Below are 24,001 nucleotides of genomic sequence, written 5' to 3'. Positions count from 1 at the left end.
CTGAGCTGCCTGAGCTGCCTGAGCTGCCTGAGCTGCCTGAGCTGCCTGAGCTGCCTGAGCTGCCTGAGCTGCCTGAGCTGCCTGAGCTGCCTGAGCTGCCTGAGCTGCCTGAGCTGCCTGAGCTGCCTGAGCTGCCGCCTCCGAAGAGTGTTTTTGCGTCAAGACTGCAGCAGACTCAAGCTGATGCATCTGATCCCGCAATGAATCGATACCCTGTGCTGTTCTGTAAACAAACCAGCAGGCGATCAATGTAAACAGCAACAATACAACGACAAGAACTGTCACCACACCCGACCCATTGCGTGGCAGTGGAAGGTCGTCCTCTTCGCCTCTGTGACGGGCAATCTCGGCTTGCTTAAGACGTGTATAAACAATATCGGAGTCGATCGCGTCATGTGCGATATCGGAAAACTCGGCAAAAAACTCTGAAAGCCGCTCTTCTGCATGCGCCTGCACCTGCTTGTCCTGCAGCTGCTCCTCACGCCATTGCCTGTAGGGTTGCAGAACCTCATCCAGAGCAGGATCCCTGGCTGCTTCCTTTGCATCGTACGTTGAGGCAGAGCTGCGGGAGGTACTTGCCAACGTATCATGTTCACTTTCTGCCGATGTAAATTCGGCAAGAAAGGATGGCATCAGTGTATCATCCACCATGGGCTCGCTATCAAAGCCATCACCCTTCCCGTAACTCATCCTTATCCCCTCTCCCGACGTTCCCGACTACTCTAAACCGTTGCCAAACCGGCACTATCAGTGGCGCGACCAGGCCGGATCCGACGCATCAGTCGCCGGTGCTGTCATCGCTTCAGGAACGCCACCCCAGGCGGGTACCCGATAAAGCCGGCGTATACCATCCTGCTCAGCCGAGTAAAGCAGCATCTGACCGTTACTCGCCCATGTGGGGGATTCAACACGGTTCCCCGTCGCAAGATAACGAATATCCGTTCCGTCCGGTTTCACGGTAGCCACTGCAAATGACCAGTTTTTCAACGAAATCATTGCGATGCGATCGCCCGTCGGTGACCATGCCGGTGATGTATTGTAATTGCCTGTCGTACTGACAAGCTGGGGGCCACCCCCGGCCAGCGCCTGACGATAAACCTGCGGCTGTCCGGAACGGTTACTCACAAAGGCAATCCACTTGCCATCCGGAGACCATGTCGGCGTGGTATCAATCGCCTTGCCATGGGTAAACTGTTGCCAGGTCCCTTTTTTAATATCATAGATATGAATATTGATATTGTTATGATCGGAAAGTGTGGCTGCAACAAATCGTCCATCCGGTGAAAATTCAGGCGTACTATTGAGCCCTTTGAAATCACCAAACGCTGTGCGACTGCCGGTACGCAGATTAAAAAACTCGAGTCGGGGGTGATTGCCCACATAGGTATTAAGTGCAACCTGATTTCCATCCGGCGACCAGTCGGGAGAAAGCAGGAGTGTAAAGTTTTTGCCAACCACCTGTTTATTGCCGCCATCCTGATCCATGTATACCAGGTCGGAATATTCGCCCCGTTTGGATACATAAAGAATATGCGTGGTAAAGTAACCTGGAATACCGAGAGCGGCCTTATAAATCTGGTCGGCTACACGATGGGAAAGCTCGCGTATACCGGCGTGGCTTCCCTGAAGGGTCAACGACAACAACTGCTTGCCGCGGAACGGATCATGCACCTGAACATCAACCTGCACGACACCATTGAGCGAGCGCATACGGCATAGTGCAAGAATATCGGTACCGATCAGGCGCCAGTCACCATAATCGACATGCGCAAATGCATTTTCAGGGGTATCCAGGAATGCCATTGGATTCATGGCCTTGAACGACTGACTGGATGCCAGGTCGTTATTGACGATCTGCTGCAACAGGCGGCTGTCTGCAGCGGCCTCTGCATCCCCTCCAGCAAGCAGTGCTATCTGCAAGGGACGGAAATCAGATTGAAAAATATCAAAGTCAGCAGCAACGGCATTGCTCACTGCTGTCAGAAAAAGAGCAACAAAAAACGGGAAACGCATGCCAGATTTCTAGCGTTGTCGGACCTTCAAGACAAGGAGGAGAAGCAGTTGCCCGGGCGTATTCCCGGGCAACTGCTGTCACACACCGGCAAACCTAGTGCGCTGCCATATCCTGTTCAGGATTTGCACTGATGTTGTGAATCGACAAATCAGCTCCGTGATACTCCTGCTCCTCACTAAGGCGAATCCCCATCACTACTTTAATCGCGCCATAAACAATAAAACCACATGAAATGGCAATAGCCACACCGGTCAGTGTTCCAACCAGCTGCGACATAAAGGTCACGCCACCAGCTCCGCCGAATGAGCTGAGCCCGAAAATTCCTGCAGCAATACCTCCCCACAGGCCCGCACCGCCATGCAAAGGAATCACACCAAGCACATCATCAATCTTCAGACGGTTCTGCACCACCTGAAAACCGAATACGAAGCCGGCACCGGCAACCACACCAATGACCAGTGCTCCGATCGGGTGGACAATATCGGAACCGGCACAAATAGCGACCAGACCTGCCAGCGCACCATTATGTACAAAACCCGGATCGTTTCTGCCCGCCACAAGAGCGGCAAGCAGCCCGCCGACCATCGCCAGCAACGAATTCATTGCCACAAGCCCCGATGCCCCTTCGACATTACCGGCGCTCATAACATTAAAGCCGAACCAGCCAACACAGAGTATCCACGAGCCAAGCGCCAGAAACGGGATATTTGAAGGAAGAATCGCCAATACACGGCCATCTTTTGCATAACGCCCCTTTCTCGCACCCAGCAACACAACAGCGCCCAGAGCAAGAAAACCGCCCATGGCATGAACCACGACCGAGCCGGCAAAGTCATGAAAAGCCGCCCCGAAAGTTGCCTCCAGCCATGCCTGATAGCCCAGATTTCCGCCCCAGATCAGCCCCTCATAAAATGGATAGACCAATGCAACAAGTACCACCGTTGCAAGTGTATTAGGCCAGAATCGCACACGTTCAGTAATACCACCCGAAATAATTGCAGGAATGGCCGCCGCAAAGGTCAGCAGAAAAAAGAAGTGAACCATTTCATAGCCGTTTGCCTTGCCATTGAGGAGGTTAAGCTCTGATACCGGCGCAAAAAAACTGATACCGTAGGCCAGAGTGAAACCGACAAAGAAATAGGCAACAGTGGAGAAGCCGAAATCAGTAATCACCCGCACCAGTGCGTTGACCTGATTCTTTTTGCGAACCGTTCCTGCTTCGAGAAATGCAAATCCTGCATGCATGGCCAACACCATGGCCGCTCCCAGAGTCAGAAAAAAAACATCATTTCCTGCTGTATTCATATTGGATGACTCCTCCTTATAACCGTTACTTAATCAGGATAGCGCATCGGTGTTTTCTTCACCGGTACGAATGCGAACAACACGTTCGATATCAGATACGAAAATTTTCCCATCACCAATCTTGCCGCTATTGGCCGAGCTGACAATCGCCTCGATGGCTACTTCGGCAAGTTCATCGTTCACCACAACGGTTACTTCAGTTTTCGGAACAAAATCAACATTGTACTCGGCTCCGCGATAGAGCTCGGTATGTCCCTTCTGACGACCGTGCCCGCGCACCTCTGCCACCGTCATACCTGTAATACCTGCTTCAAGCAGTGCATCCTTCACATCATCAAGCTTGAACGGCTTGATCACAGCAGTAATTTTTTTCATCAAAAGCCTCCCTTGGCTATCAACACCGGGCACAGCTCACCCGGCAAGGTTACATGATCCATCCCCACCCCTGATCATGCAGGGGGATTACACTGTGGCGAATAAGAGCAAGCAGCAGGCCATAATTAGAAACGTTGAAAAATATAGATACACACGAAAGAAATGGCAGCAGAATGACTAAACAATAGCCACACGCCGCCTAATTTAAAGGCAACAGCAACAATGGCCACTCACAGTAACCACAACAAAATACATCCGGAATCGCTCCCGGGATCAGCTGAATAACGACGTCCCGTAGTAATTCAGCACGAAAAGGAAAAAGTGCGATTTTTTCCCTTCCTCACAAAACCAGGCGCTTACAGCGCATGGATTTGGCAGGCTACCCATGGCCAGCAAGGACACTTCTGACTTATTCAGCGCATCCCTGTTCAAGCGGATGCAAGCAACCGCTCCAGCGCCAGCTGCTGGGTAACCAGAATACAGTTATTGATCTGAAGCTGCAAAATACCACTCTGCTTATCCAGCCCGCTCAGAACAGCAAGCTTCTCCTCGATCAACTCACTGGCATACTCAAATGGCATACGCATACGGGCAGACAACGATGGCATTCCACTCATATCGGAAATATCAAGTTCAGCCTCGATCGACTCAAACAAGCGGAACAGATTGCGCGCATCAGGCCTCATCTTCTGATGAACCATCTCTTCAGATGCTGCCAGCAGCGCGATCCGCCCGCCCTCCCGAACCATGGCTGCCCATTCGGCCGCATCAATCTGCTCTCTTGCCAACAACCCCTGCAGCTTCTCGATATCCTGTGCCAGACGGTGGGAAAGGCTGTTCTCCAGCACCTGATCGTGCATCTTCATGGCACAGCCGGCCAGCGCCATCAGGTTCCTTAACGAATAGAGCGCATGCCTCACCTCAAAACGACCATGATTCGAGGCATGCATGGCAGGACACATCACAAAGCGCCCGCTGAGACGCGGCGTCACTTCTGTACAACCATATAACCTGAATGCGGAGTGACAGATATTTTCAGCAAACGGATCTGCCCCGACAATCTTTTTCACCTGCGGCAACTGCAACGGCTTGTCGGCCACAATCACCTCATAGGAAATCGCCGGTGCCAGCAAACCTTCACGCTCCCAGTCATCGGGATCAAGCCATTCACCTGCCCCTGCCACCTCATCTGCGGCCACCCAGATGCCAAGAAAGTAATAATAATCCGAAGCAAGGGAGTCATCCTGCAGGGAGATAATCACGGTTGCAGCCTGCCTTCCCAGCTGCACATCAAAGGCCATGATGTCGTTTTCCCAGACAATACTGGCATTCTGACTACCCAGCAGCGACAACATGCTGATGCAGTTACCCACAAACATCTCATGACTCATCGTCAGCTTATCAAAAGCCCATACATGACCACACAAAGGCAAGTGATTGGGCTCAAGAATCCTGTCGTTCAGTGACAATGCATGTAATAAAACCGATCTGCTCATTTAATCCCCGCACACTCTTATTTTCGATCCACGCGCCACCAGACAGATCAGCGCCGTTCAACTCAGGCCAGCATCTTTCTCCTGGCCACCAGACTGGTCGCCTGCCAGCCATGACGATCATAAAAGCGGTCAGCCTGCTCATGCCCCTGGTCCGTCAGCAACTGCAAGCGACTCATTCCCTGTTCCGCAGCTCTTTTCTCAATCTCCGCCAGCAACTGCCTGCCGATCCCCATACCACGATAACCATCGGCCACAATCAAGTCCTCAACCATACCTGCTACGCCACCCTCTGCAGTGGAAATCAAAGGCTGCAGTGTACACATACCGACAATCTCACCAGCCATGGATGCAACCAGTAAAGTAGCATCCTCACTTGCCATCAAAGCCGCAAGCCCTTCCCGCTGACGCCTGACATCCGGCGTAAAATCAGCCTCGATTGTAAACAACTCCCCCAGCAATGAGGTCATGGCAAACAGATCATCCAGCTCTGCTTCGCGAATCACCATCTTCTGCCCAGATAATGACTGTTTAATCCTGTTAAATCCTGCTGTCGACATCAATCCAACTCTCTCCTTCATCAACCTGTCATTTATCCATAATACAGGTACTAACAATAGCCCGGGAAAATTGAATATATACTTATTTTTCGTGACACAGCCATGACAACAAATAAAAAAGGGGGCGGGGAACTCCCCACCCCCATTCCATTGGCAAATGACATGACACTAACTGACCGGGTGTTACTGTTTTAACATATCATCTGCAAATCACCCCCGGAAAGCACCGTCCCGAACCACATCGACAGTTCGAAACATTCTTGCGGCGCCTGCCGGACATGTATTACTCGTAGACCTGCTCACCATGCTGGGTGATATCAAGTCCCTGACGCTCTTCATCGTGCTCTACACGCAGACCAAGCACCAGATCAATCACCTTGAGAATAACGAAGGTCATCAGACCGCAATAGACCACAGTGGCTCCAACGGCCTCCACCTGCACAAGCAGCTGCGAGGCAATCGTTGCTCCGTCAGCCAGACCCGCACCACCGAAACCGGCAGATACAAAGACAGCCGTCAACAGAGCTCCGACCATGCCGCCCACACCGTGGACACCAAAGGCATCGAGAGAGTCGTCATAACCCAGCGCACGCTTCACAAACGCAACCGCCCAGAAGCAGATCAGACCAGCAGCCATACCGATAGCCAGCGCACCGATCGGACCAACGAAGCCGGAAGCAGGCGTAATCGCAACCAGACCTGCCACAGCACCTGAACACGCACCCAGCAAACTTGGCTTCTTGAAGACCACCCACTCGGCAAAGGTCCATGCCAGCACAGCCATCGCAGTAGCCACCTGGGTAACCAGCATCGCCATACCGGCCGTGCCATCTGCAGCCAGCTCTGAGCCGGCATTGAAACCGAACCAGCCAACCCACAGCAAGGCAGTACCGATCAGGGTATAGGTCAGGTTATGCGGCAACATGGCCTCTTTCGGATAACCGATACGCTTGCCAAGCACCAGTGCACAGACCAGACCCGCCACACCGGCATTGATATGCACAACAGTACCGCCGGCAAAATCGAGCGCACCCGCATCAGCCAGGAAACCACCACCCCATACCCAGTGGCAGACAGGGGCATAGACAGCCAGCATCCATACAGCCGTAAAGAGCAGAACAGCAGAGAACTTCATACGCTCAACAAATGCACCAATAATCAGTACCGGCGTAATAATGGCAAAGGTCATCTGAAAGGTTGCAAATACCGTCTCGGGAATTGAACCAGACAAGGCATCCACTCCCACTCCGGCAAAAAAGGCCTTGGAGAAGTCACCGATAAAGTTATTACCCTCACCAAAGGCCAGTGAATAACCACAAACAACCCACAACACACTCATCAGGGCAGCAATCGACAACGACTGCATACCCACTGACAACACGTTCTTTTTACGCACCATACCGCCGTAAAACAGCGCAAGGCCCGGCAATGTCATCAGCAACACCAGGGCTGTCGATGTAAGCATCCAGGCAGTATTGCCCGAATCAAGGGTATCTGCTGCAAACACAGCTTCCGGTGCAAGCAGCGCCAGCGGAAGCATCAGACCGATTTTTGAAGTGATATATCTCATTCGTCTCTCTCCTCTATCTCAATTTAATGCATCTGCATCGGCTTCACCGGTGCGAATACGTACAACCTTTTCGACATTCGAAACGAATATCTTGCCATCACCGACCTTGCCGGATCGGGCAGCTGCGACGATGGCCTGAATGGCCCCGTCAACCTGGTCCGCCTCAACGACAATCATCACTTCTGTTTTTGGTACAAAATCGACATTATATTCAGCCCCGCGATACAGCTCGGTATGGCCCTTCTGACGTCCGTGCCCGCGAACTTCTGTGACTGTCAAACCGGAGATACCGGCTGCGACAAGGGCATCTTTTACATCATCGAGTTTGAATGGCTTGATAATGGCTCTGATCATTTTCATTATATCTCTCCTTGAATTATCTGATGAGGAACAGCACAGGTCGGTCGGGGGATCGATTGCAGCATCCCCCTCCCAATTGAATCAACAACAGCCCGGTCAGCGATTAGTAGGAAAAACTCACTGAAGCCACGAACTCGTTGTACACCCTTGCACCGTAGATATAACGGAAACCATCCGAGGACTTGCCGATCACAGGAATAGAGGCAGTCAGTGATGGGGTCACCTTCACGCCACCGGCTTCAACCTCCTTGCTGATACCAAGCTGAACCAGGCTGATACCATTCTTGTGCGTATCAAGGCCGCCAACCACAGCTCTGCTGATCGCATCGCCCTTCCATTTTACATACGATGCAGTACCGGAAAGATCGAAACCGGCAACCGATGTAGAAAGACCGAAATCAACCCACAGGTCACCCGTCTTGTAGAAGCCGGCACTCGTACCTGCATTACTGGTCCCCTTGGCGGTGTAGTAAGCCGTAATGGATGGCGAAACCACTGCATCATAGGAGACACCGGCATACCCTTCGACAAAGTTGGAGTTCGGATCATAGAGATAGGTGTAGTAGATACCACCGAGTGAGTAACCGAAATCACCCACGCTACCGGAGTAGTCTGCGGTAAAGTCGAACTCCGTCACCTCTTTGGTCGGGTTCTTTGCATAGGATGCTGCCACGTATGAATTGGAAAACCATGCAGATGCAGTGAATCCTTCAAGGGCAAGGTTCAGGTCACCCTGCACGGCCGGCTGCCCTTTCTGTACCACACCTCGCCATACATACTGACTGGCCACGCCGATATCACCGGAAACGGTCGGCATCTCTGCCCTTGCAGAAGTAGACTCCACACCCATCAGTGAAACGGATAGCATCAGCATTGCCATGTACTTGTTTGTTCCTTTCATATCCTGCTCCTTGTTGTTTCGCTATTTGTTTAGCTGTCCAGCAGCCTCATGCCAAACATATAGCAGCGCCCGTGCCAAACTGAACATTTGATGTTTTTGCCTTTATTTACAATGACTTAAAAAATACCATCGAACAGAGCTCAAAATACCTAATGGCTATTTAATAATCACTAATGACTAAAATTAAACCACCAGAAACACATCAGAACACACCAACTCCTTGCGAGTGATTTCACATCCGATAGGCGTTAGGCTGCGCCCATTACATGCAGCAAAAGGTGTCATAATATGGATTTCACATTCGCCCCGTGGGGCATGGCTTACGCCGCTCTGATGTATCTTCTGGGAAATGGCGTCTGGACCAACCACCTGTCCAGATCAAATGCCTGGCTGGGCTGGCTGCTCTGGAGTGTTTCAGCCGTGTGCATCATCGTACTCGGCGCAGTCATCGGCCAACATTTAGGCATCAAGTCCGATCTCACCTCAATTCTCGGCGGCATGAACAAGGAAAATTACTGGATCATATTCACGCTGTATGCGCTGATGTCCTTCCCCGGCGCCGCCTCGGTGCTGTTTCGCCAGAGTCTGGCCTGGACACGTTTCTCACTACTGGCCATCGCACTGCTGATCTTTATCCCGCTGGGAGCACAACTCCATGACCCGAATGACAGCCGCATGGGCATCAGCATCGGCATTACACTGGCCATTTGCGGCCTGCTGTGGGTCTGGTCAATGATGCTGGACCGGGAACCAGAGCACCACAGAAAAACAGTACCGGTCAATGAGGTGACCCAATGAAGCACGCACAAGCCGTAGCAGGCACCCTGGTTGAGGCCCTGCCATATCTGCAACGTTTTGCAGACCAGACTATTGTCATCAAATACGGTGGACATGCCATGGTTGAGGAGGAGCTGAAAGCCAGCTTCGCAACCGACATCACCCTGCTCAAGCAGGTTGGCATCAATCCGGTGATCGTCCATGGCGGCGGCCCGCAAATTGGACAGCTATTGAAAAAAATCGGCAAACAGGCCGAATTTATCGACGGCATGCGTGTCACTGACAGTGAAACAATGGACATCGTCGAGATGGTACTGGCCGGTTTGGTTAACAAGGAGATCGTTGCCAACATCAACAAGGCAGGCGGCAAGGCTGTCGGCCTGTCCGGCAAAGATGGCGGTCTGATCTGTGCCCGCAAACTGAAAATCGAACGCAATGCACCGGAGCTGGATGTGCCGGAAATTATCGATATCGGCCACGTCGGTTATGTACACAGCGTCAATGCCGGCATCCTCAGACTACTGGAGCATGACCGTTTTATTCCGGTGATTGCCCCCGTCGGCTACCACAAAGCAGATGGCCAGAGCTACAACATCAATGCCGACCTTGTCGCCAGTGCCATTGCTGCAGAGCTCGGAGCCGCAAAACTGATCCTTCTCACCGATGTTGCCGGTGTGCTGAACAAGGAGAAGGAACTCTGCTCATCGCTTTCGACCGCACAGACCAAGGATATGATTGCCGATGGTACTATTGCCGGCGGCATGATACCGAAAGTCCAGTGCTGCCTGGATGCCGTATCTGCAGGCGTAGGTCAGGCTCACATCATCGATGGCCGCGTACCACACGCCCTGCTACTGGAAATCCTCACGGATGCGGGTGTCGGCACGGTCTTTGCTGAGGCCTGATTTCTCCGCCATGACATGACTGATCAAAATATAGGCAGGCATCCCCTGCCTATATTTTTTTAGCCTTCACCTCGCATAACGGGCTACCAGTGCCTCCACTGCTGCCGAATATGATTTTTCTTTCAACAGCAATACCTGCTGTTGATCCGACATCCCGCGAGAATTCCTGCTGCTTCTTGCCTGGTCCTCAAACGCTTTCGGGGAAAACATCTCCCACCGCCCCGTTCCGACATCAATAACAGCAACCTTCAGGCGAAGGCGCATTTGCTGATCTTCATCCGGAATCACACTGCCGAGAAATGGCACCCAGGAAACAGTTTTGCTCGACAAATCCTTCTGTGCAGCCTCCAGAAGCCCCCAATAACAGACGATTTTACTATAACCACCCGTAGCAGCAGACAACCTCAACAGGCGGGAGTAATGAGACTTACCATCATTGACCGTCTGAGAAACACCGGAAAAGACCGACACATTAAAATACCGGCTCATTGCATCAACCATTGAGCTATCCGGAATCATTGCGCCGGATTGAATCAACATAATGGCCGACCCTTTCTTTAATTCCATGGAAGAAGCTGAGTTCGACATCGCCTTTTGAATATCATCTTCGGTCACATCCGCTGCCGGGTCGATGCCTATCACATCAAACTCACTCAATTCGCCTTTATAGAACGGATTGTCCGGAGATGCCTTATAGCCAAAAACAGACCTCTCTTCATACCCGGAATTGGAAATTGATCGCGTTGAACACCCGATAAACATCGTGACTATTGCGAACAGGCAAGTGATCAAAGTAATTTTTCGGTAGTTCTGCATCATGTTCTTATGCCCCCACTCAATACAACAGCAACAACCCCACCCGCAAAAACGACAAACAGGACAAACGAAATCAATAATTTATGATATTTGCTTGGGCACAGGAAGATTCAGGCCGGTGGAATTTTGCATCAGAAGCTTCTTTACCGGGCCGCTGTTACCAACCAGTCGCATACCGAGACCCCGCAACTCCCTGAGACCGGGGAAATCACGGGTAAACAGCTGATGAAACACCTCCATCGAGCCCATCACACTGAGCACATCAGGCAAGCGCTGGTTTCTGTAGCGTGACAGCACGGACATATCACCCCAATCTTCATCAAAGCGCCTGGCATCCACAATTTCCTGGGCCAGCACCATGGCATCGCGCAAACCGAGATTCACACCAAGCCCGGCCAGCGGATGGATGCAGTGGGCGGCATCGCCGACCAGCGCCACCCTGTCTCGTACAAAATGATGCGCCAGACGTGCAATCAGCGGGAATGCAGCCCGTTCACCTGCTTCAGTGATTTCCCCCAGCACCGGTCCGAAAGTGGCATTCAACGCAGAGAGAAATGCCCCATTCGACATCGCCATCAGGCGGTCTGCCTCACTGTTTTCGGCACTCCACACAATGGAGCAAAGACCGCCGCTCATCGGCAGTACAGCCAGAGGCCCCGTGGGAAGAAAGCGCTGACAGGCAATATCCCGATGCCCCCGCTGAGGACGAACCGTGGCCACGATACCTTTTTGACTGTAATCGCGCTGGTAGCAACCGATATCCGCCTGCTCTCGTACCCATGAACGGCCACCATCAGCCCCCACCAGCAGTGGCGTATTCAGCACACGCCCGGAGGCAAGCTTCACCTGCACCCGCTCATCAAACCACTCGATTGCATCAATCTCAACCGGACACAGATACTCGACATGATCACTTGCCAGCAGCGCCCTGTGCATGGCCGCCTGGGTACAGGAGTTCTCGATCAGATAGCCCATCGCTGGCTGATCAATTTCACCGGCATCAAAACGGATACCACCCGCCTCCTGATTATCCCATATACGCATGGCGCGAATCGGGCTTGCATCAGACTGCAGATATTTCCATACACCGATACCATCAAGAATACGCGCATTACCCGCCACAATCGCCGAAACACGGCAGTCGCGACCGAGCGAATAATGCACCTGTGCCTCAGCCCGCTCGAGTACCACAATATGCAGACCGGAATCTTTCAGCGCACAAGCCAGCGCCAGCCCGACCATGCCACCGCCAATAATGATGACATCAGCATCCATACCGGCACATACAGCACCATTGCTCATTTGAGCCCCCTCATCTGCCCCAGACCCGCTGCCTGCCTGAGCAATATATCCTTCAATCGGGGCAGTGCCGCCAGTCCATCCAGCCCCCGGCCGCGCAACCATTTCACTCCCGGCACCATACTGCCAAATGCATGCACCATGGATTCGGTAAATCCGGCAACAGCCAATACATCCGCGCGTCGCTTGCCAGCGTAACCCTGCAACACAATTCCCTGCCCCGGATCCTTGCGGGCCAGATCACCGGCAAGTATTTCTGCCAGCACCTCGACATCACGCAGCCCGAGATTCATCCCCTGCCCGCCCACCGGATGGACGGTATGGGCAGCATTACCGGCAAGCACAATGCGACCGGCCACAAAGGATCTGGCAATCGTCAACTCAAGCGGATAAATCGCCCGCCTTGAAACGGATATCACAGGACCGGTTTGCGCAATCAACTCAGGACCGGCAGCACGACGCAGTGCAATCATGAATGCCTCATCATCCATCCCCAGCAGCTGTGAAGCTTCCGCCGGTGTCACCGCCCAGACAATCGAGAAGCGGCCGTCTGCCAGTGGCAGAAACGCCAGCGGCCCTGACTGTCGAAAACACTCATAAGCAACATCGCCATGGGGCCGGGCACAGGCAACCGATGCAACCACGCCAAACCGGTTATAATCCCAACCATAAACGCCTATTCCTGCCAGCCGCCGGATCTGACTTTCCGTGCCATCGGCCCCGACAAGAAGGGAGGCCGTAAGCCGGCGCGATACACCCTGCTGCGTCAGATGAATCTCGACCTGTTGCGCACCATTGATAACACCGGTGACCTCGGCAGACGAATAGAGCTGAACCGTTGATGCCGCCAGACTGCGATACATCGGTTCAAGCAGTGTCCCCATCTCCACCACATAGCCAAGCTCATGCAAACGAACTTCGGCCGCATCCATATCCGTGCGCCCGTGATTACCCGGCTCGGCAACCACAATATGACGGATATCGCCGACACCGGCAGCGGCTATCTCACCCCATAATCCAAGCCGCTCGAGATGCGCACGGGAACCATAGTTCAGCGCAATCACCCGCTCCGGGTCACTGGAGGAAAATGACGGTGCATGCAGCTCAACCACCGCCACCCGATAGGACATGCCCGCAAGCGTCAGCGCAAGCGTTGCACCAATGGCACCACCACCAACAATCACAACATCAAAATCAACTGTTTGAGTCACTCACCCTCCCCGGATCATGGTGGCATTATCCTTACCTTCACTGTAAGGATTGCAAGCCTTGCTGGCAGGATCATTCACAAACCTACACGCCAGACCGACCATGATCTGAACGGGGCGAAAAACTTCTGTTCAGGCGAACAATATAATCCCCGCCAACGTTTATAGCCCGCTCGCAAGCACTGAGCTGAACTTATGCTGCATGCCCGGAATCAGCAAGATCAAACAACGCTCTGGGATAGGGATCAAGAAAATACTGACTGCCAAGATAGTCATGATCAAAGCGCAACACATATGATTTTAGCAGGTGCTGCAGTGTTGCCAGCGTCAGCCGGTCATCCCGATACTCTTCAATGGCATCAACAAACAATTTTCTCTCCGCCGCCGTCAGCCCTTCCGAAATCCAGCCATAACCATGGTAGAGTGCATTGATAATATTGCGCTGCCCCGGTTGCCGGCAAAGTGCCTGACGAAATACGGTGGCATACTCCTGCACCAGCGCCTGCAGCGGCAAATGCGCTCCGTTACTGGCAATGCGGCCGCACTGACGCATCATCTCCTGATGATAACACATCAGCAACAGCTTATGGCTGGCATGAAAACGAACCAGATCAGCAAGCGAGGGCCGCATTAACAGCGCACGCAAACGGGCGAGCGCAAAGATTCGCATCAGAAATGCCTCGCGAATATGGAAGTTACGCAAGCGCCCCTCATCTTCAACCGCGGCATAGGGATGGCATCGCATCACCGCCTCGGCATAGAGGCCGGCACCTTTGCTGAATGAGGCGCTTTTATCCACACCATGATAGATTTTGACCGATGACGGCCCACAGGAAGGTGAGCGCCCCTTCAACAGGAATCCATCAATATCCGTGCCCACCGCCATCTGCCTGTCCAGATATCGCTGCATTTCGGCGGTCACATCCCTGCCGGTAGATGGCTGCAGCATCAGCACCTCTCCATCCTGGCGAACAAGCCTGACCGGCTGTCGCGGTGTCCCCAGTCCCATATCCGCCTCAGGACACACCGTGATCATTTCAACAAACGGCTTCAGCGCCTCAACATGGCGATCCTCAAGCATCTGACCGTTATAGCGACAGGCATCAAAGCCGAGACAACGACTGACAATGACACGCGGTTTAACCGTATTTGACATGATGATTCTCCCTTGTTGAGGCATGACGGTAGATCTGTTTGGCAAGTGCAGCCTCGGTTTTGTGGTCGACAACAGGTAGCGGATGTATACGCTGATCGCCGCGTTCGCCCCACTGATGAATCGTACGACTATCTATTTGCGAAAGGGCAGGCAGCCAGCGCCTGATATAGCGGCAATCAGCATCAAATCGTTTTTGCTGTAACCACGGATTAAAAATCCGGAACCACGGTTGGGCATCACAACCGGTGGAAGCTGCCCACTGCCAGTTGCCGTTATTGATGGCCGGATCATAGTCAACAAGGTGACGCGCAAACCAGGCCTCTCCCTTACGCCAGTCGATATGCAAATCCTTGACCAGAAATGAAGCGACAATCATGCGCACGCGATTATGCATAAAGCCGCTCTCAGCCAGCTCCCGCATCCCGGCATCGACGATCGGAAAACCGGTTTTCCCCTCGCACCAGCACTGAAACAGTGCTTCATGATCCTGCCACTGGATTGCATCAAAGTGACGATGAAAGGCGTGACCGAACACATGCGGATAGTGCCATGCAATATGGTAGAAAAAATCACGCCAGTACAACTGCCTGATCAACGGGTGCTCGGCACCCAGCTCATGCCAGACACGGCTATAGAGCTCACGCACCGAGACTGTGCCGAATTTCAACTGTACTGACCAGTGAGTGGTCGCATCCAGAGCCGGAAAATCCCGTTCCCCCTGATAGTTGCGATAAGCGGTTAAATCGCCCTGCAAGCCGGTAATCAGGGGCTGCCCATCCGCTATGCCTTTTAATCGCTCATAGCCATCAACCCACTGCGCCTCCGCCATACCGGCAAGCCTCGAATGTACCGGCGAATGATCCGGCGCTGCTACCGCGATACGACTTGCCGCCCTGAAAAAAGCACCAAAAACCTGGTATGGCTCGCCGCTGCCATTAAGCAGATGCCCGGGCGGAACCAGCAGCGCATCATCATACCAGTAGAGACTCCTCTGTGCTGCATTGGCGGCCTGGATATCCTGATCGCGCTGACGGGAAAAAGGCGTGTAATCCCGATTGATAAACAGGCTGTCAACACCAAGCCGGCGACTCAATCCGGCGATTGCATCGGCTGGCTTGCCAGAGACAATCCACAAACCTGCACCGTATTCACGCAGCCTTGCATGCAACTGCAGCAGTGCCTGTTGCATATAGCATAAGCCCGGCCCGCTGTGCCATGCATGCGGCTGTAACTGCTCGGGATCAAGCACAAAACAGAGACTCACCTTTCTGCACATACGACATGCAGCCGCCAGTGCCGTATGATCATACAGGCGAAGATCGCGCCTGAATACAACCAGCCCGTGCTCTTTCATGCTGCCCTCCCTGCGGCACAGGGCAGACACTCTCTGCCGGCTACAGCCACGACCACCACTTCAGCGCGCACCGGCTGCCAGCGCCTTTTCAACCGCCTGTATCAGCCTGCGATCAAAGGGTGCGACCGCACTCGCAAAACTGCCGATCAGTTTCCCGTCACGACCAATCAGATATTTGTGAAAATTCCATGCAGGAGATTCTCCTGCTGCAGCAGCCAGTGCCTTGTAGAGTGGATCAGCATCACTGCCACGCACCGTGGTTTTAGCAAACATCGGGAACTGCACGTCATACGTCATTCGGCAAAACTGATGAATGTCCTGTTCACTTCCCGGCTCCTGCTGACCAAAGTCATTCGATGGAAAACCAAGCACAACCAGCCCTCCGGGGCGATAGGTCGCATAGAGTTTTTCAAGCGATTCATACTGAGGTGTAAAAGCACATTTACTGGCTGTGTTGACCACCAGAAGCACCCGGCCACGGAAAGCATCACAGAGACGGACCGGCCTGTGATCAACCAGCGTATGGACAGAATAATCCAGCAATGGCGGGCAATCTTCAGCAGCAGCAAGCACTGTCGGAAACAGCAACCCCATCAACCACATCATCTTCCATGTCACTCGGCGCATCATGCTGCCTCCTCTTGTACATATTTTGTACAGCATTTTTGACAACCTTGTACAGAAATGTCAAGCTTTGCCCATGCAGACAATCGATATAACCCGCCAGAAAAAAAATCTTCCTATCGGATTTGTATCCCAAACCACCGGTGTACTGCCGGTAACCTTGCGTGCATGGGAACGTCGTTATGGACTGATCAAGCCATTACGAACAGAAAAGGGCCATCGACTCTACTCTGAAGAGGATATCGCCCTGATCAGGCAGATCATTCGACTGATCAACCAGGGCATTGCTGTCGGCAAAGTTCGCCAACACCTGCAAGATCCCGAGGGCACCACCGCCTCGACATCTGACTGGCCCCAGCTTCGCCAGCAGCTTCTTCACGCCGCGCAAAATCTCAGAAAATCAACCATCATCGACCTGATCCGCCATGCCGGCAAACTGTATCCCCTGCCCATGCTGGCAAGTGAGCTGATCACCCCCGTGCAGCACTTCATTGACCAGTCGGACCACAGCGACCGCTGGGCACACAGCCAGCTGCTGGAACAATCAGTCACGATTTATCTCGACCAGCGCAGCCATCAGGTCAATCTGCCGGCCGCAGCGCCGACTATATTTATGGTCACCATGCTGGCCGAAAAAATTCCGCTCAGCGCACACCTGTTTGAAAGCATTGCCCGGGAAGCCGGTGTGGACCTGCGCTGGCTGGGACGAGTCCCCGGCATCTCCGCTCTGACAGAGATCGCACACAGGCACAACATCCGTGCTGCCGTCATATGGGAGGATAGTGAAATCCTGGGACCATGGGAGGCACTGCTATCCAGACTCAAAAGCAGTCTGGAAATACCGGTTGCCATCGGCGGGGCCTTCGCCCTTCAACATGCGGCAAAACTGCAGGAGATATCAATACCGGTACTGCCGGCAGATCAGCAGGCGGCCATTGCCATACTCAAGGGCTGGATAGAGACCAACACATGCCCATGAACTCAGAAATACCAGTCGATACGCAACGCATACAATGCCTTCAATAATCCGAACTCACCTGCCCCCCGCCCTCCGGGAAGCTGGGAAAAAAGTTTAAGATCAACATTTTCCACCACAGACCAGGTCAGTGAAGGAGAGGCAAACCAGCTTGCCTGCTGAAGATCGTTGATCAACAAAAGATCCAGACGCAGCAGTGGTGTGAGATCATAACCGGCCATAGTGCCAAGCAGATGGGCAGAGCGACTCTGCAGACGGTCATGCGTGACAGGCCATGCTGCGGCCCCGTTATAAAAATACTCCACTGCCAGATATAATCCCTGCGGCAGCCACGCATTCATCCAGGTATAATCAACCCCGATCACGCACTGCCCGTAGCTTCGCCCCCCATGCTGCCAGGCCTGCATCCCTTCCAGGCGCCATCCGGCATCAAACCAGTTACCGGTAAGATCTGCGCCAACCACCGATTCCCCCCCGATGCGGGCAGCAAGTACGGCCACATCGGTATCAGCAAGGGTATCGCGCCAGCGCAATGCCAGCTTGCGGGATACCGCCGCCGCAGGCCGACCGGGGGCCAGCACTACCTGCACACTGCCAGCCGACGCATATCTCCACTCGGCATTCAGTGCATCCACGCCAAGCTTCTGATCCACCTCCAGCGCTGTCGGCTGAACCGGATTAAAACGGTCGGTCGGATTCCAGATACGGCCTGAGCCCCATGCGATGCGCTGGCGGCCTGCGGTGACACGCACCTTCCTGTTATCGAACTGAATCCACCCCCGATACAGGGTATGCTGCCAATACAGGGAGCGTGATTGCCTGACCGTTGCTGTGGCATCAAAAAATGTCGGCTGCGGCTGTGCCGCCTGCAAGGGAAAAAGAGGGTCGCGCACCATCGCCCCCCACACAGCCTCATGATCATATGCAAGCTGCCCCGACCATGGTCCGGCAGTATGTGCCACCTTCAGACGCACCCGCTCAAGGCCTGAAATCCCCTGTTGTTGCAATGAATTTTTCGAACCCATGACAAGGTTGGCGGATTGCCCCGAAAACTCAAGCGCATCGGCTGCCATATTAGAACACAGCAATAACCACAGGCCGGATAACAGCCGCAGAAATGCCCCCCCCGTCACAAGTGATTCACCGCTTCAATCCGTCCATCCTGCATCGTCACCAGAGTACGGGCTGCCGCAATCACGGTCGGATCATGCGAGGCAATGACAAATGTCGTCCCTTCCTCCCGATTCAGCCGCTCCATCAGTGCAATCAGTGATTCACCATTATGTGAGTCCAGATTTGCTGTCGGCTCATCGGCCAGAATCAGATCGGGTGCTGCCGCCAGCGCTCTGGCCACAGCCACGCGCTGCTGCTGACCACCGGACATCTGATCCGGCCTGCGCTGTTCAAAACCGGCCAGCCCGACTGCCGCCAGCCAGCGGTCCGCACTGGCAAAACGCTGCTTCTTATCCATACCCTGCAGCTGCAATACATAGGCAACATTTTCGCGGGCATTAAGCACCCTGATCAGGTTATAGGCCTGAAAAACAAAGCCCAGATGGCGCAAGCGAAAGCGAGCCCGTTCAGCCGCCGACATGGCCAGAAGATCCTGCCCGGCAAGCGTAAGCGTGCCACAATCGGGACGATCAAGTGCACCGAACATATTCAACAAGGTGGTTTTCCCCGAACCGGAACGACCGGAAAGTACGACAAACGCACCCCGCTCCACAACCAGATCCACACCATCGAGTGCCTTCACTACCGCGTCACCACTGGCATAGCTTTTATGTAAGGCTGCAGCCTGAATCAGTATATCCGCCATCAAACTACTCCCTCAATGCCATCACCGGCTCCAGACGCGAGGCCTTCCATGCCGGAATCAAACCGGCGATCATGGCTCCAAACAACGCCGCTCCCAGGATGCGAAAAACACTTTCAGGTCGCAGCAACGGGTGAATCACCGGGTCCATGTACATAAATGAGAAAGCAATCGCAAAACGGGAGAGATCTATCCCCTGCTCACCATACCAGAGCGCGAGCCCCCCACCCAGCAAAAATCCTGCCGCCCCGCCGATCAATACGAGCAGCATCGTCTCCCAGACCATCATGGCGAACATCTGCCGCGATGTGACCCCCAGCGCCCCCATCAACCCGAATTCATGCATACGCTCATGCATACTCATCAGCATCGTATTCAGCACCTCAGCCAGCACCACGACGATCACAACAGCCAGCACAATCCACGTATAGGCATCGGCAAAATCAGCCCACTGCTCAGCCATCGGATCGATATCAATCCAGCGCAGCACCTCAAGATGACGGTCGTGCAATCTCTCCCGCAAGCGCTCAGCCAGTGGCGTCACAGCATCAAAAGAGGTCGCCCGAATGACGATATCGGTGACCGCATTCCCCATCCCCAGCCACTTTTGGGCCATGCCCAGCGGCACAATCACAATCAGATCGTCCACCTCCATGACGCCGGAATGAACCAGGCCGCGCACCCTGAATACCTCCGATGCAATATCCCCTCCCGGCACTGCAGCCATCAGCACCAGCTTGTCGCCGATACCGATATTGAGCTTGTTGGCCAGCCCATCCCCGAGCACCGCCGCCCGCACATCCCCCTCTGGCAACCATGATCCTGAAGAGATGAAAGTAGCAAGCCGACTCATCTGCTGCTCAGCGACAGGCTCTACGCCATAAACAAGGGCACCGGCATTGGCTCCGGCACTGGAGGCAAGCCCGGATACCCGGATCCGGCGCGTCACCCCCTGCACCGCGGCCATATTGCTGATATCTGTCATGATCCGGTCCGGATCCTTCATATTCAGCGCAAGCTTCTGACTATCCTCAAATCCTTCGGCATGAATCTGGATATGACCTGTCACGGTCAAAGCGAAATTGGTTTTGATCTGCTGCAACCAGCCATCGTCCATGGCAGAGAGAAAGGTCAGCGCCGCAATGCCGACAGCAAGCGCGGCAGTGGTCAGCAGTGTACGCATCGGATGCTGCCAGAGATTGCGCCAGCCAAGCACCGGATAAACCATCAGATGATCCATCATAACGCTCCCGGACAAAACGGCCGCATCCGCAGTGATATGCAAGCAGAGCGGCCAGTGCCACATGTATGACGGTCCGGCAGGCGATGGTTTCCATCGCCTGCCGCGACGAGATGCAGCATGCATACCTGCGGCGGTAACCCGCTATCAGCCAACAACCATTTAAACATGGCGGATCGCTTCAACCGGCTCCAGGCGTGACGCACGTATGGCCGGCCAGACTGCAGCCAGCAACGCCGCCATCAATACTGCCAACACGGTATTCAGCAGGTGATCGGTATCAATTTCAGTACGCACCACCGGATTCAGATAAAATCGTGTGATCGAATCCATCTGGTCGGACAGATCGATGCCCACCCCGTGAAAATAGTGCACCAGCAACATGCCCACCATCACGCCGATGGCGATCCCGGCAACGCCCAGCAGCACCGACTCGATCACCACCATCCCGGCCAGCTGCATCCGCCCGCATCCCAGGGCCATCATCACCCCGAACTCGTGAATCCGTTCCAGCATGCTCATCAGCACCGTATTCATGATACCGGCCGCCACAATCAACAGTACAATAGAGAGAAATATGTAATAAAATGCATTCTCCAGCTCAACCCACTGCTTCATCATCGGATACATATCATACCAGCGCAGCACTTCGTATGATTGATCAAGCCCCTGCTTCAACTGACTGGCAACAGCCTCAAGGCGAGCGGGCTGCAGTTGCACCACGATTTCAGAGTATCGCCCCTGCATACCCGTCATCTGCTGCATAAACCCCAATGGAACAATCGCCAGGCCGCGATCAATCCCCATCTCGCCACTATTGATCACACCAACCAGTCGCACCCTCTCCGCCGCCAGCGAGCCATAACGATCCTCACTCAGCAGCACCACCTCATCCCCCGGCACCACACCGAGATTACGGGCGGTTGTACGTCCCAGCACACAGGCTGCCTCCTGATTATCACGGAGAAAGCGCCCCTGATCCACCTTGCTGTCCATGCGAGTAACCTGTCTTTCCACCAACGGATCTATACCGAGGAGAATCAATCCTTCCGAGCTATCTTCGCCGGCGGCAAGCGCAAACGTACGCAAACGCCCGCTATAGTGAGCAACACCGGCCGATTTCAGCAAACCGGCCACCCGATTCACATCCGGCACGGTATGAACAAGCTTCGGATGATGAAAAAAGCCATCCGCATGTATCTGGATACTGCCGACAATCACCTGCTGAAGGTTGCGCATCATGGTGTTGTGCACACCATCATTGAAGCCCCACAAAAAAATCAGCGATATCAAACCAAGCGCAACTGCTGAAACAGTAATCAGGCTTCTGCGGGCATTGCGCACGATATTGCGCCAGGCCAGTGCAAACACCCTAGCGGGCACTCCGTCTCAGGTTGGCACGACTGAAAACCGCATCATCAAGCCTTACATCAAAACTGACAGACTCGACGATCATCACCGTCTGTTTACCCTGCAGCTCGCCTGCCTCATCAAGTGGCTGCATCGTCCAGCGCGATGGTATCTTCCTGCCCCCCATCTCCCTCACCTGATCAAACAACAGGCGCCTGATATGGACACCATGCTCATCAAAGTAATCATCGGAAAGAGGCATACCGTCCAGACTGATGCGGTGCACAATCTTGCCCCAAACAACCGGAGCATCAGGCAGGGGTATGGATTCGATGGTATAAGCACGCTCATCCCGGGCGATCAGGTGATGGCTATAATCATCCACGACCGACTCCATCTTGACCAGGTCATCATTGGTGAAATCAGAGCCCATCCAGTTCGACAGCATCATCGATGGCGGGATACGGATATCCCGCTCGAGCCTCGGCAAATACATCCAGAGGTTAGCGCCATCCTTCAGCCAGGTTGTATCCCTGTCCTTTGCCGGCGAAAGGATGCGTATGAAAAAACGTTTGTGAACACGATCATCCCAGGTATCCATACGCATCTCGCGCTGCCATTCCGGCGTTTCAATGCGCATGGTATAACGGGCCATACTGGTATCCGAACGCAACAGCTGCTGCACCTTCTCCACCAGCGCACGCGCATCCGCGTCAGAGAACTGACCGCCGGCACAGGCGGCTCCGGCATGACCGACCAGCACCAGCACTATCACAACATGAGCTATAAACAGACGCATCGACATAGCTGGATTGTAGCCAAACCTTAAAGCCATCTCTATGAATTTATTGTATTAACCAAAGTGAATAAACGGACTCAGCGTCACATAAAGCGTGAAGGCCATGAGCCCCAGCATCAACAAAAAGCGAAACGGGTGAGCGGCAATCCCCTGCCAGAGGCGCTTGTGCTCTCCACGCTGTTTCAGTTGCTCATAGGCCTGCCTGGCCTGTATAGCCCGCTGTTGCTGATAGGCGTCAATCAAACCCTTCGCCTCATCCAGTCTGTCATGATCATGCAGCCAGATCGCGGCCAGAGAAATGCCCCAGCTACCGGCCGTGGTCTCATAGAAGTCAATATCATGACGATCCAGCAACCCGCGGATGTCATCAATCTCATCATCCGGCACCCCTCTTAACCTGAACAGCAACTCTGCCATGATTACCTCCACAGATTTGGCGAAGAGTAGGTGGTTCGTCCTCACTCAGGAAGAACGATCTTGCGCTACATATGACATTTTTTGTCACTCAAAACTGACGGGATACGTCAGAATGACACACCATACAGCTGACAGACAAACCATCCGGATGGCACGCTGCTTGCTGGACCATGGTTCATGATATCACCGGCCAAGGATGGCTGATCACACAAGGAGATTCTTAATGAAGATGTACAATGAAAAAGGCTTTACGCTCATCGAACTGATGATCGTTGTTGCCATTATCGGCATTCTGGCTGCTATTGCCATCCCGCAGTTCTCAAATTACCGCACCAAGGCATTCAATGCTGCTGCAGCTGCAGATGCCAACACCGGCGTCACCCTGTTTGAGGCATTTTATACAGACAACAATGCCTATCCCAAGGCGACAACCGTCGGCACCGGCACTCTCAGCCTGCAGCTGACATCCGGCTCTGCAACCGGCACCACCAGCTGGACCCTTTCCACCGGCGTATCTGCCGGCTCCGGCATCAATGGCGGCACTGCCGGCCAGAACTACCAGATCATGACCAAACATGTCGCTGGCGACAATTGCTACTCGGCAACCGATGCAGCACCAAGCGTTGCGGCAACCTCCGGTGGCACCAAAGGCACTGCACTGGCAACGGTCGGCACCTGCCCCTGAT

At 53.8% G+C, this 24,001-nt stretch carries 25 protein-coding genes; 4 read left to right on the top strand and 21 right to left on the bottom strand.

The features are described 5' to 3' along the window. The 9 genes from FEF65_RS13640 to FEF65_RS08035 form a co-directional block, all read right to left on the bottom strand. Nucleotides 1-690, bottom strand: a 690-nt coding sequence (locus FEF65_RS13640; RefSeq protein WP_238701259.1) for a hypothetical protein, incomplete at its 3' end; no start/stop codon positions are given. A gap of 57 nt (nucleotides 691-747) precedes the next feature. Beyond that, nucleotides 748-2,013 carry a Tol-Pal system beta propeller repeat protein TolB gene (tolB, locus tag FEF65_RS08070; RefSeq protein WP_138239286.1) on the bottom strand — a complete coding sequence of 422 codons (1,266 nt, stop codon included), beginning with the start codon at nucleotides 2,011-2,013 and terminating at the stop codon, nucleotides 748-750. A gap of 94 nt (nucleotides 2,014-2,107) precedes the next feature. Beyond that, nucleotides 2,108-3,319, bottom strand: coding sequence for an ammonium transporter (locus FEF65_RS08065; RefSeq protein WP_138239285.1), 1,212 nt, complete (start codon nucleotides 3,317-3,319; stop codon nucleotides 2,108-2,110). 33 nt (nucleotides 3,320-3,352) lie between these two features. Further along, on the bottom strand, nucleotides 3,353-3,694 hold the full coding sequence (locus FEF65_RS08060; protein WP_138239284.1) for a P-II family nitrogen regulator: 342 nt from the start codon (nucleotides 3,692-3,694) through the stop codon (nucleotides 3,353-3,355). A 428-nt stretch (nucleotides 3,695-4,122) separates the two neighbouring features. Beyond that, nucleotides 4,123-5,190: a hypothetical protein gene (locus FEF65_RS08055; RefSeq protein ID WP_138239283.1), complete on the bottom strand. Its 1,068-nt coding sequence runs from the start codon at nucleotides 5,188-5,190 to the stop codon at nucleotides 4,123-4,125. A gap of 62 nt (nucleotides 5,191-5,252) precedes the next feature. Beyond that, nucleotides 5,253-5,747, bottom strand: a complete 495-nt coding sequence (locus FEF65_RS08050; RefSeq protein ID WP_138239282.1) for a GNAT family N-acetyltransferase — start codon at nucleotides 5,745-5,747, stop codon at nucleotides 5,253-5,255. Nucleotides 5,748-6,030: 283 nt separating this feature from the next. Next, nucleotides 6,031-7,317 carry an ammonium transporter gene (locus FEF65_RS08045; protein ID WP_138239281.1) on the bottom strand — a complete coding sequence of 429 codons (1,287 nt, stop codon included), beginning with the start codon at nucleotides 7,315-7,317 and terminating at the stop codon, nucleotides 6,031-6,033. 18 nt (nucleotides 7,318-7,335) lie between these two features. Beyond that, the gene (locus tag FEF65_RS08040; protein ID WP_138239280.1) at nucleotides 7,336-7,677 is read right to left on the bottom strand and encodes a P-II family nitrogen regulator; all 342 of its coding nucleotides are present in this window, start codon (nucleotides 7,675-7,677) and stop codon (nucleotides 7,336-7,338) included. Between the two features lie 103 nt (nucleotides 7,678-7,780). Next, a complete protein-coding gene (locus tag FEF65_RS08035) occupies nucleotides 7,781-8,578 on the bottom strand; it encodes a TorF family putative porin (RefSeq protein ID WP_138239279.1) in 798 nt (265 codons plus the stop codon). 288 nt (nucleotides 8,579-8,866) lie between these two features. Between FEF65_RS08035 and FEF65_RS08030 the strand changes: the two genes are divergently transcribed. Continuing rightward, nucleotides 8,867-9,376 carry a hypothetical protein gene (locus tag FEF65_RS08030; protein ID WP_138239278.1) on the top strand — a complete coding sequence of 170 codons (510 nt, stop codon included), beginning with the start codon at nucleotides 8,867-8,869 and terminating at the stop codon, nucleotides 9,374-9,376. Further along, nucleotides 9,373-10,260, top strand: coding sequence for an acetylglutamate kinase (gene argB / locus FEF65_RS08025; protein ID WP_138239277.1), 888 nt, complete (start codon nucleotides 9,373-9,375; stop codon nucleotides 10,258-10,260). Before FEF65_RS08030 ends, argB begins: the two co-directional genes overlap by 4 nt. Before the next feature lie 66 nt (nucleotides 10,261-10,326). Here argB and FEF65_RS08020 read toward each other — a convergent pair whose 3' ends face one another. The 6 genes from FEF65_RS08020 to FEF65_RS07995 all read right to left on the bottom strand — a co-directional run bounded on the left by FEF65_RS08020 (nucleotide 10,327) and on the right by FEF65_RS07995 (nucleotide 16,720). Continuing rightward, entirely contained in the window at nucleotides 10,327-11,079 is a 753-nt protein-coding gene (locus FEF65_RS08020) for a lipoprotein YafT (RefSeq protein WP_238701258.1), read from the bottom strand. Between the two features lie 78 nt (nucleotides 11,080-11,157). Continuing rightward, nucleotides 11,158-12,378, bottom strand: a complete 1,221-nt coding sequence (locus FEF65_RS08015) for a UbiH/UbiF/VisC/COQ6 family ubiquinone biosynthesis hydroxylase (RefSeq protein WP_138239276.1) — start codon at nucleotides 12,376-12,378, stop codon at nucleotides 11,158-11,160. Continuing rightward, complete coding sequence (locus tag FEF65_RS08010) at nucleotides 12,375-13,586, bottom strand: FAD-dependent monooxygenase (protein WP_138239275.1); 1,212 nt, start codon at nucleotides 13,584-13,586, stop codon at nucleotides 12,375-12,377. Before FEF65_RS08010 ends, FEF65_RS08015 begins: the two co-directional genes overlap by 4 nt. Before the next feature lie 190 nt (nucleotides 13,587-13,776). Next, entirely contained in the window at nucleotides 13,777-14,739 is a 963-nt protein-coding gene (locus FEF65_RS08005; protein ID WP_161595212.1) for a YbgA family protein, read from the bottom strand. Beyond that, on the bottom strand, nucleotides 14,723-16,093 hold the full coding sequence (locus FEF65_RS08000; RefSeq protein ID WP_138239273.1) for a cryptochrome/photolyase family protein: 1,371 nt from the start codon (nucleotides 16,091-16,093) through the stop codon (nucleotides 14,723-14,725). Before FEF65_RS08000 ends, FEF65_RS08005 begins: the two co-directional genes overlap by 17 nt. Nucleotides 16,094-16,153: 60 nt before the next feature. Beyond that, the gene (locus tag FEF65_RS07995) at nucleotides 16,154-16,720 is read right to left on the bottom strand and encodes a glutathione peroxidase (RefSeq protein ID WP_238701257.1); all 567 of its coding nucleotides are present in this window, start codon (nucleotides 16,718-16,720) and stop codon (nucleotides 16,154-16,156) included. A gap of 73 nt (nucleotides 16,721-16,793) precedes the next feature. On the opposite strand from FEF65_RS07995, the gene FEF65_RS07990 reads away from it, so the two are divergent. Next, nucleotides 16,794-17,696 carry a MerR family transcriptional regulator gene (locus FEF65_RS07990; protein ID WP_138239272.1) on the top strand — a complete coding sequence of 301 codons (903 nt, stop codon included), beginning with the start codon at nucleotides 16,794-16,796 and terminating at the stop codon, nucleotides 17,694-17,696. 2 nt (nucleotides 17,697-17,698) lie between these two features. Here the strand turns inward: FEF65_RS07990 and FEF65_RS07985 are convergent, their stop codons facing one another. The 6 genes from FEF65_RS07985 to FEF65_RS07960 form a co-directional block, all read right to left on the bottom strand. Then, on the bottom strand, nucleotides 17,699-18,766 hold the full coding sequence (locus FEF65_RS07985) for a hypothetical protein (protein ID WP_138239271.1): 1,068 nt from the start codon (nucleotides 18,764-18,766) through the stop codon (nucleotides 17,699-17,701). Between the two features lie 56 nt (nucleotides 18,767-18,822). After that, complete coding sequence (locus FEF65_RS07980) at nucleotides 18,823-19,512, bottom strand: ABC transporter ATP-binding protein (protein WP_138239270.1); 690 nt, start codon at nucleotides 19,510-19,512, stop codon at nucleotides 18,823-18,825. 4 nt (nucleotides 19,513-19,516) lie between these two features. Beyond that, the gene (locus FEF65_RS07975) at nucleotides 19,517-20,749 is read right to left on the bottom strand and encodes an ABC transporter permease (RefSeq protein ID WP_138239269.1); all 1,233 of its coding nucleotides are present in this window, start codon (nucleotides 20,747-20,749) and stop codon (nucleotides 19,517-19,519) included. Between the two features lie 162 nt (nucleotides 20,750-20,911). Beyond that, the gene (locus FEF65_RS07970) at nucleotides 20,912-22,120 is read right to left on the bottom strand and encodes an ABC transporter permease (RefSeq protein WP_161595211.1); all 1,209 of its coding nucleotides are present in this window, start codon (nucleotides 22,118-22,120) and stop codon (nucleotides 20,912-20,914) included. 1 nt (nucleotide 22,121) lies between these two features. Then, nucleotides 22,122-22,904, bottom strand: a complete 783-nt coding sequence (locus FEF65_RS07965) for an outer membrane lipoprotein-sorting protein (RefSeq protein ID WP_138239267.1) — start codon at nucleotides 22,902-22,904, stop codon at nucleotides 22,122-22,124. 48 nt (nucleotides 22,905-22,952) lie between these two features. After that, nucleotides 22,953-23,315 (bottom strand): DUF6164 family protein, encoded by a 363-nt coding sequence (locus FEF65_RS07960; RefSeq protein WP_138239266.1) that lies wholly within the window; start codon nucleotides 23,313-23,315, stop codon nucleotides 22,953-22,955. 223 nt (nucleotides 23,316-23,538) lie between these two features. On the opposite strand from FEF65_RS07960, the gene FEF65_RS07955 reads away from it, so the two are divergent. Next, complete coding sequence (locus FEF65_RS07955) at nucleotides 23,539-24,000, top strand: prepilin-type N-terminal cleavage/methylation domain-containing protein (RefSeq protein ID WP_138239265.1); 462 nt, start codon at nucleotides 23,539-23,541, stop codon at nucleotides 23,998-24,000. The last annotated feature ends 1 nt before the right edge of the window (nucleotide 24,001 follow it).

Source organism: Mariprofundus erugo (assembly GCF_005818865.1).
Taxonomy (GTDB): Bacteria; Pseudomonadota; Zetaproteobacteria; order Mariprofundales; family Mariprofundaceae; genus Mariprofundus; species Mariprofundus erugo.
This window is presented reverse-complemented; position numbering and strand designations above follow the sequence as displayed.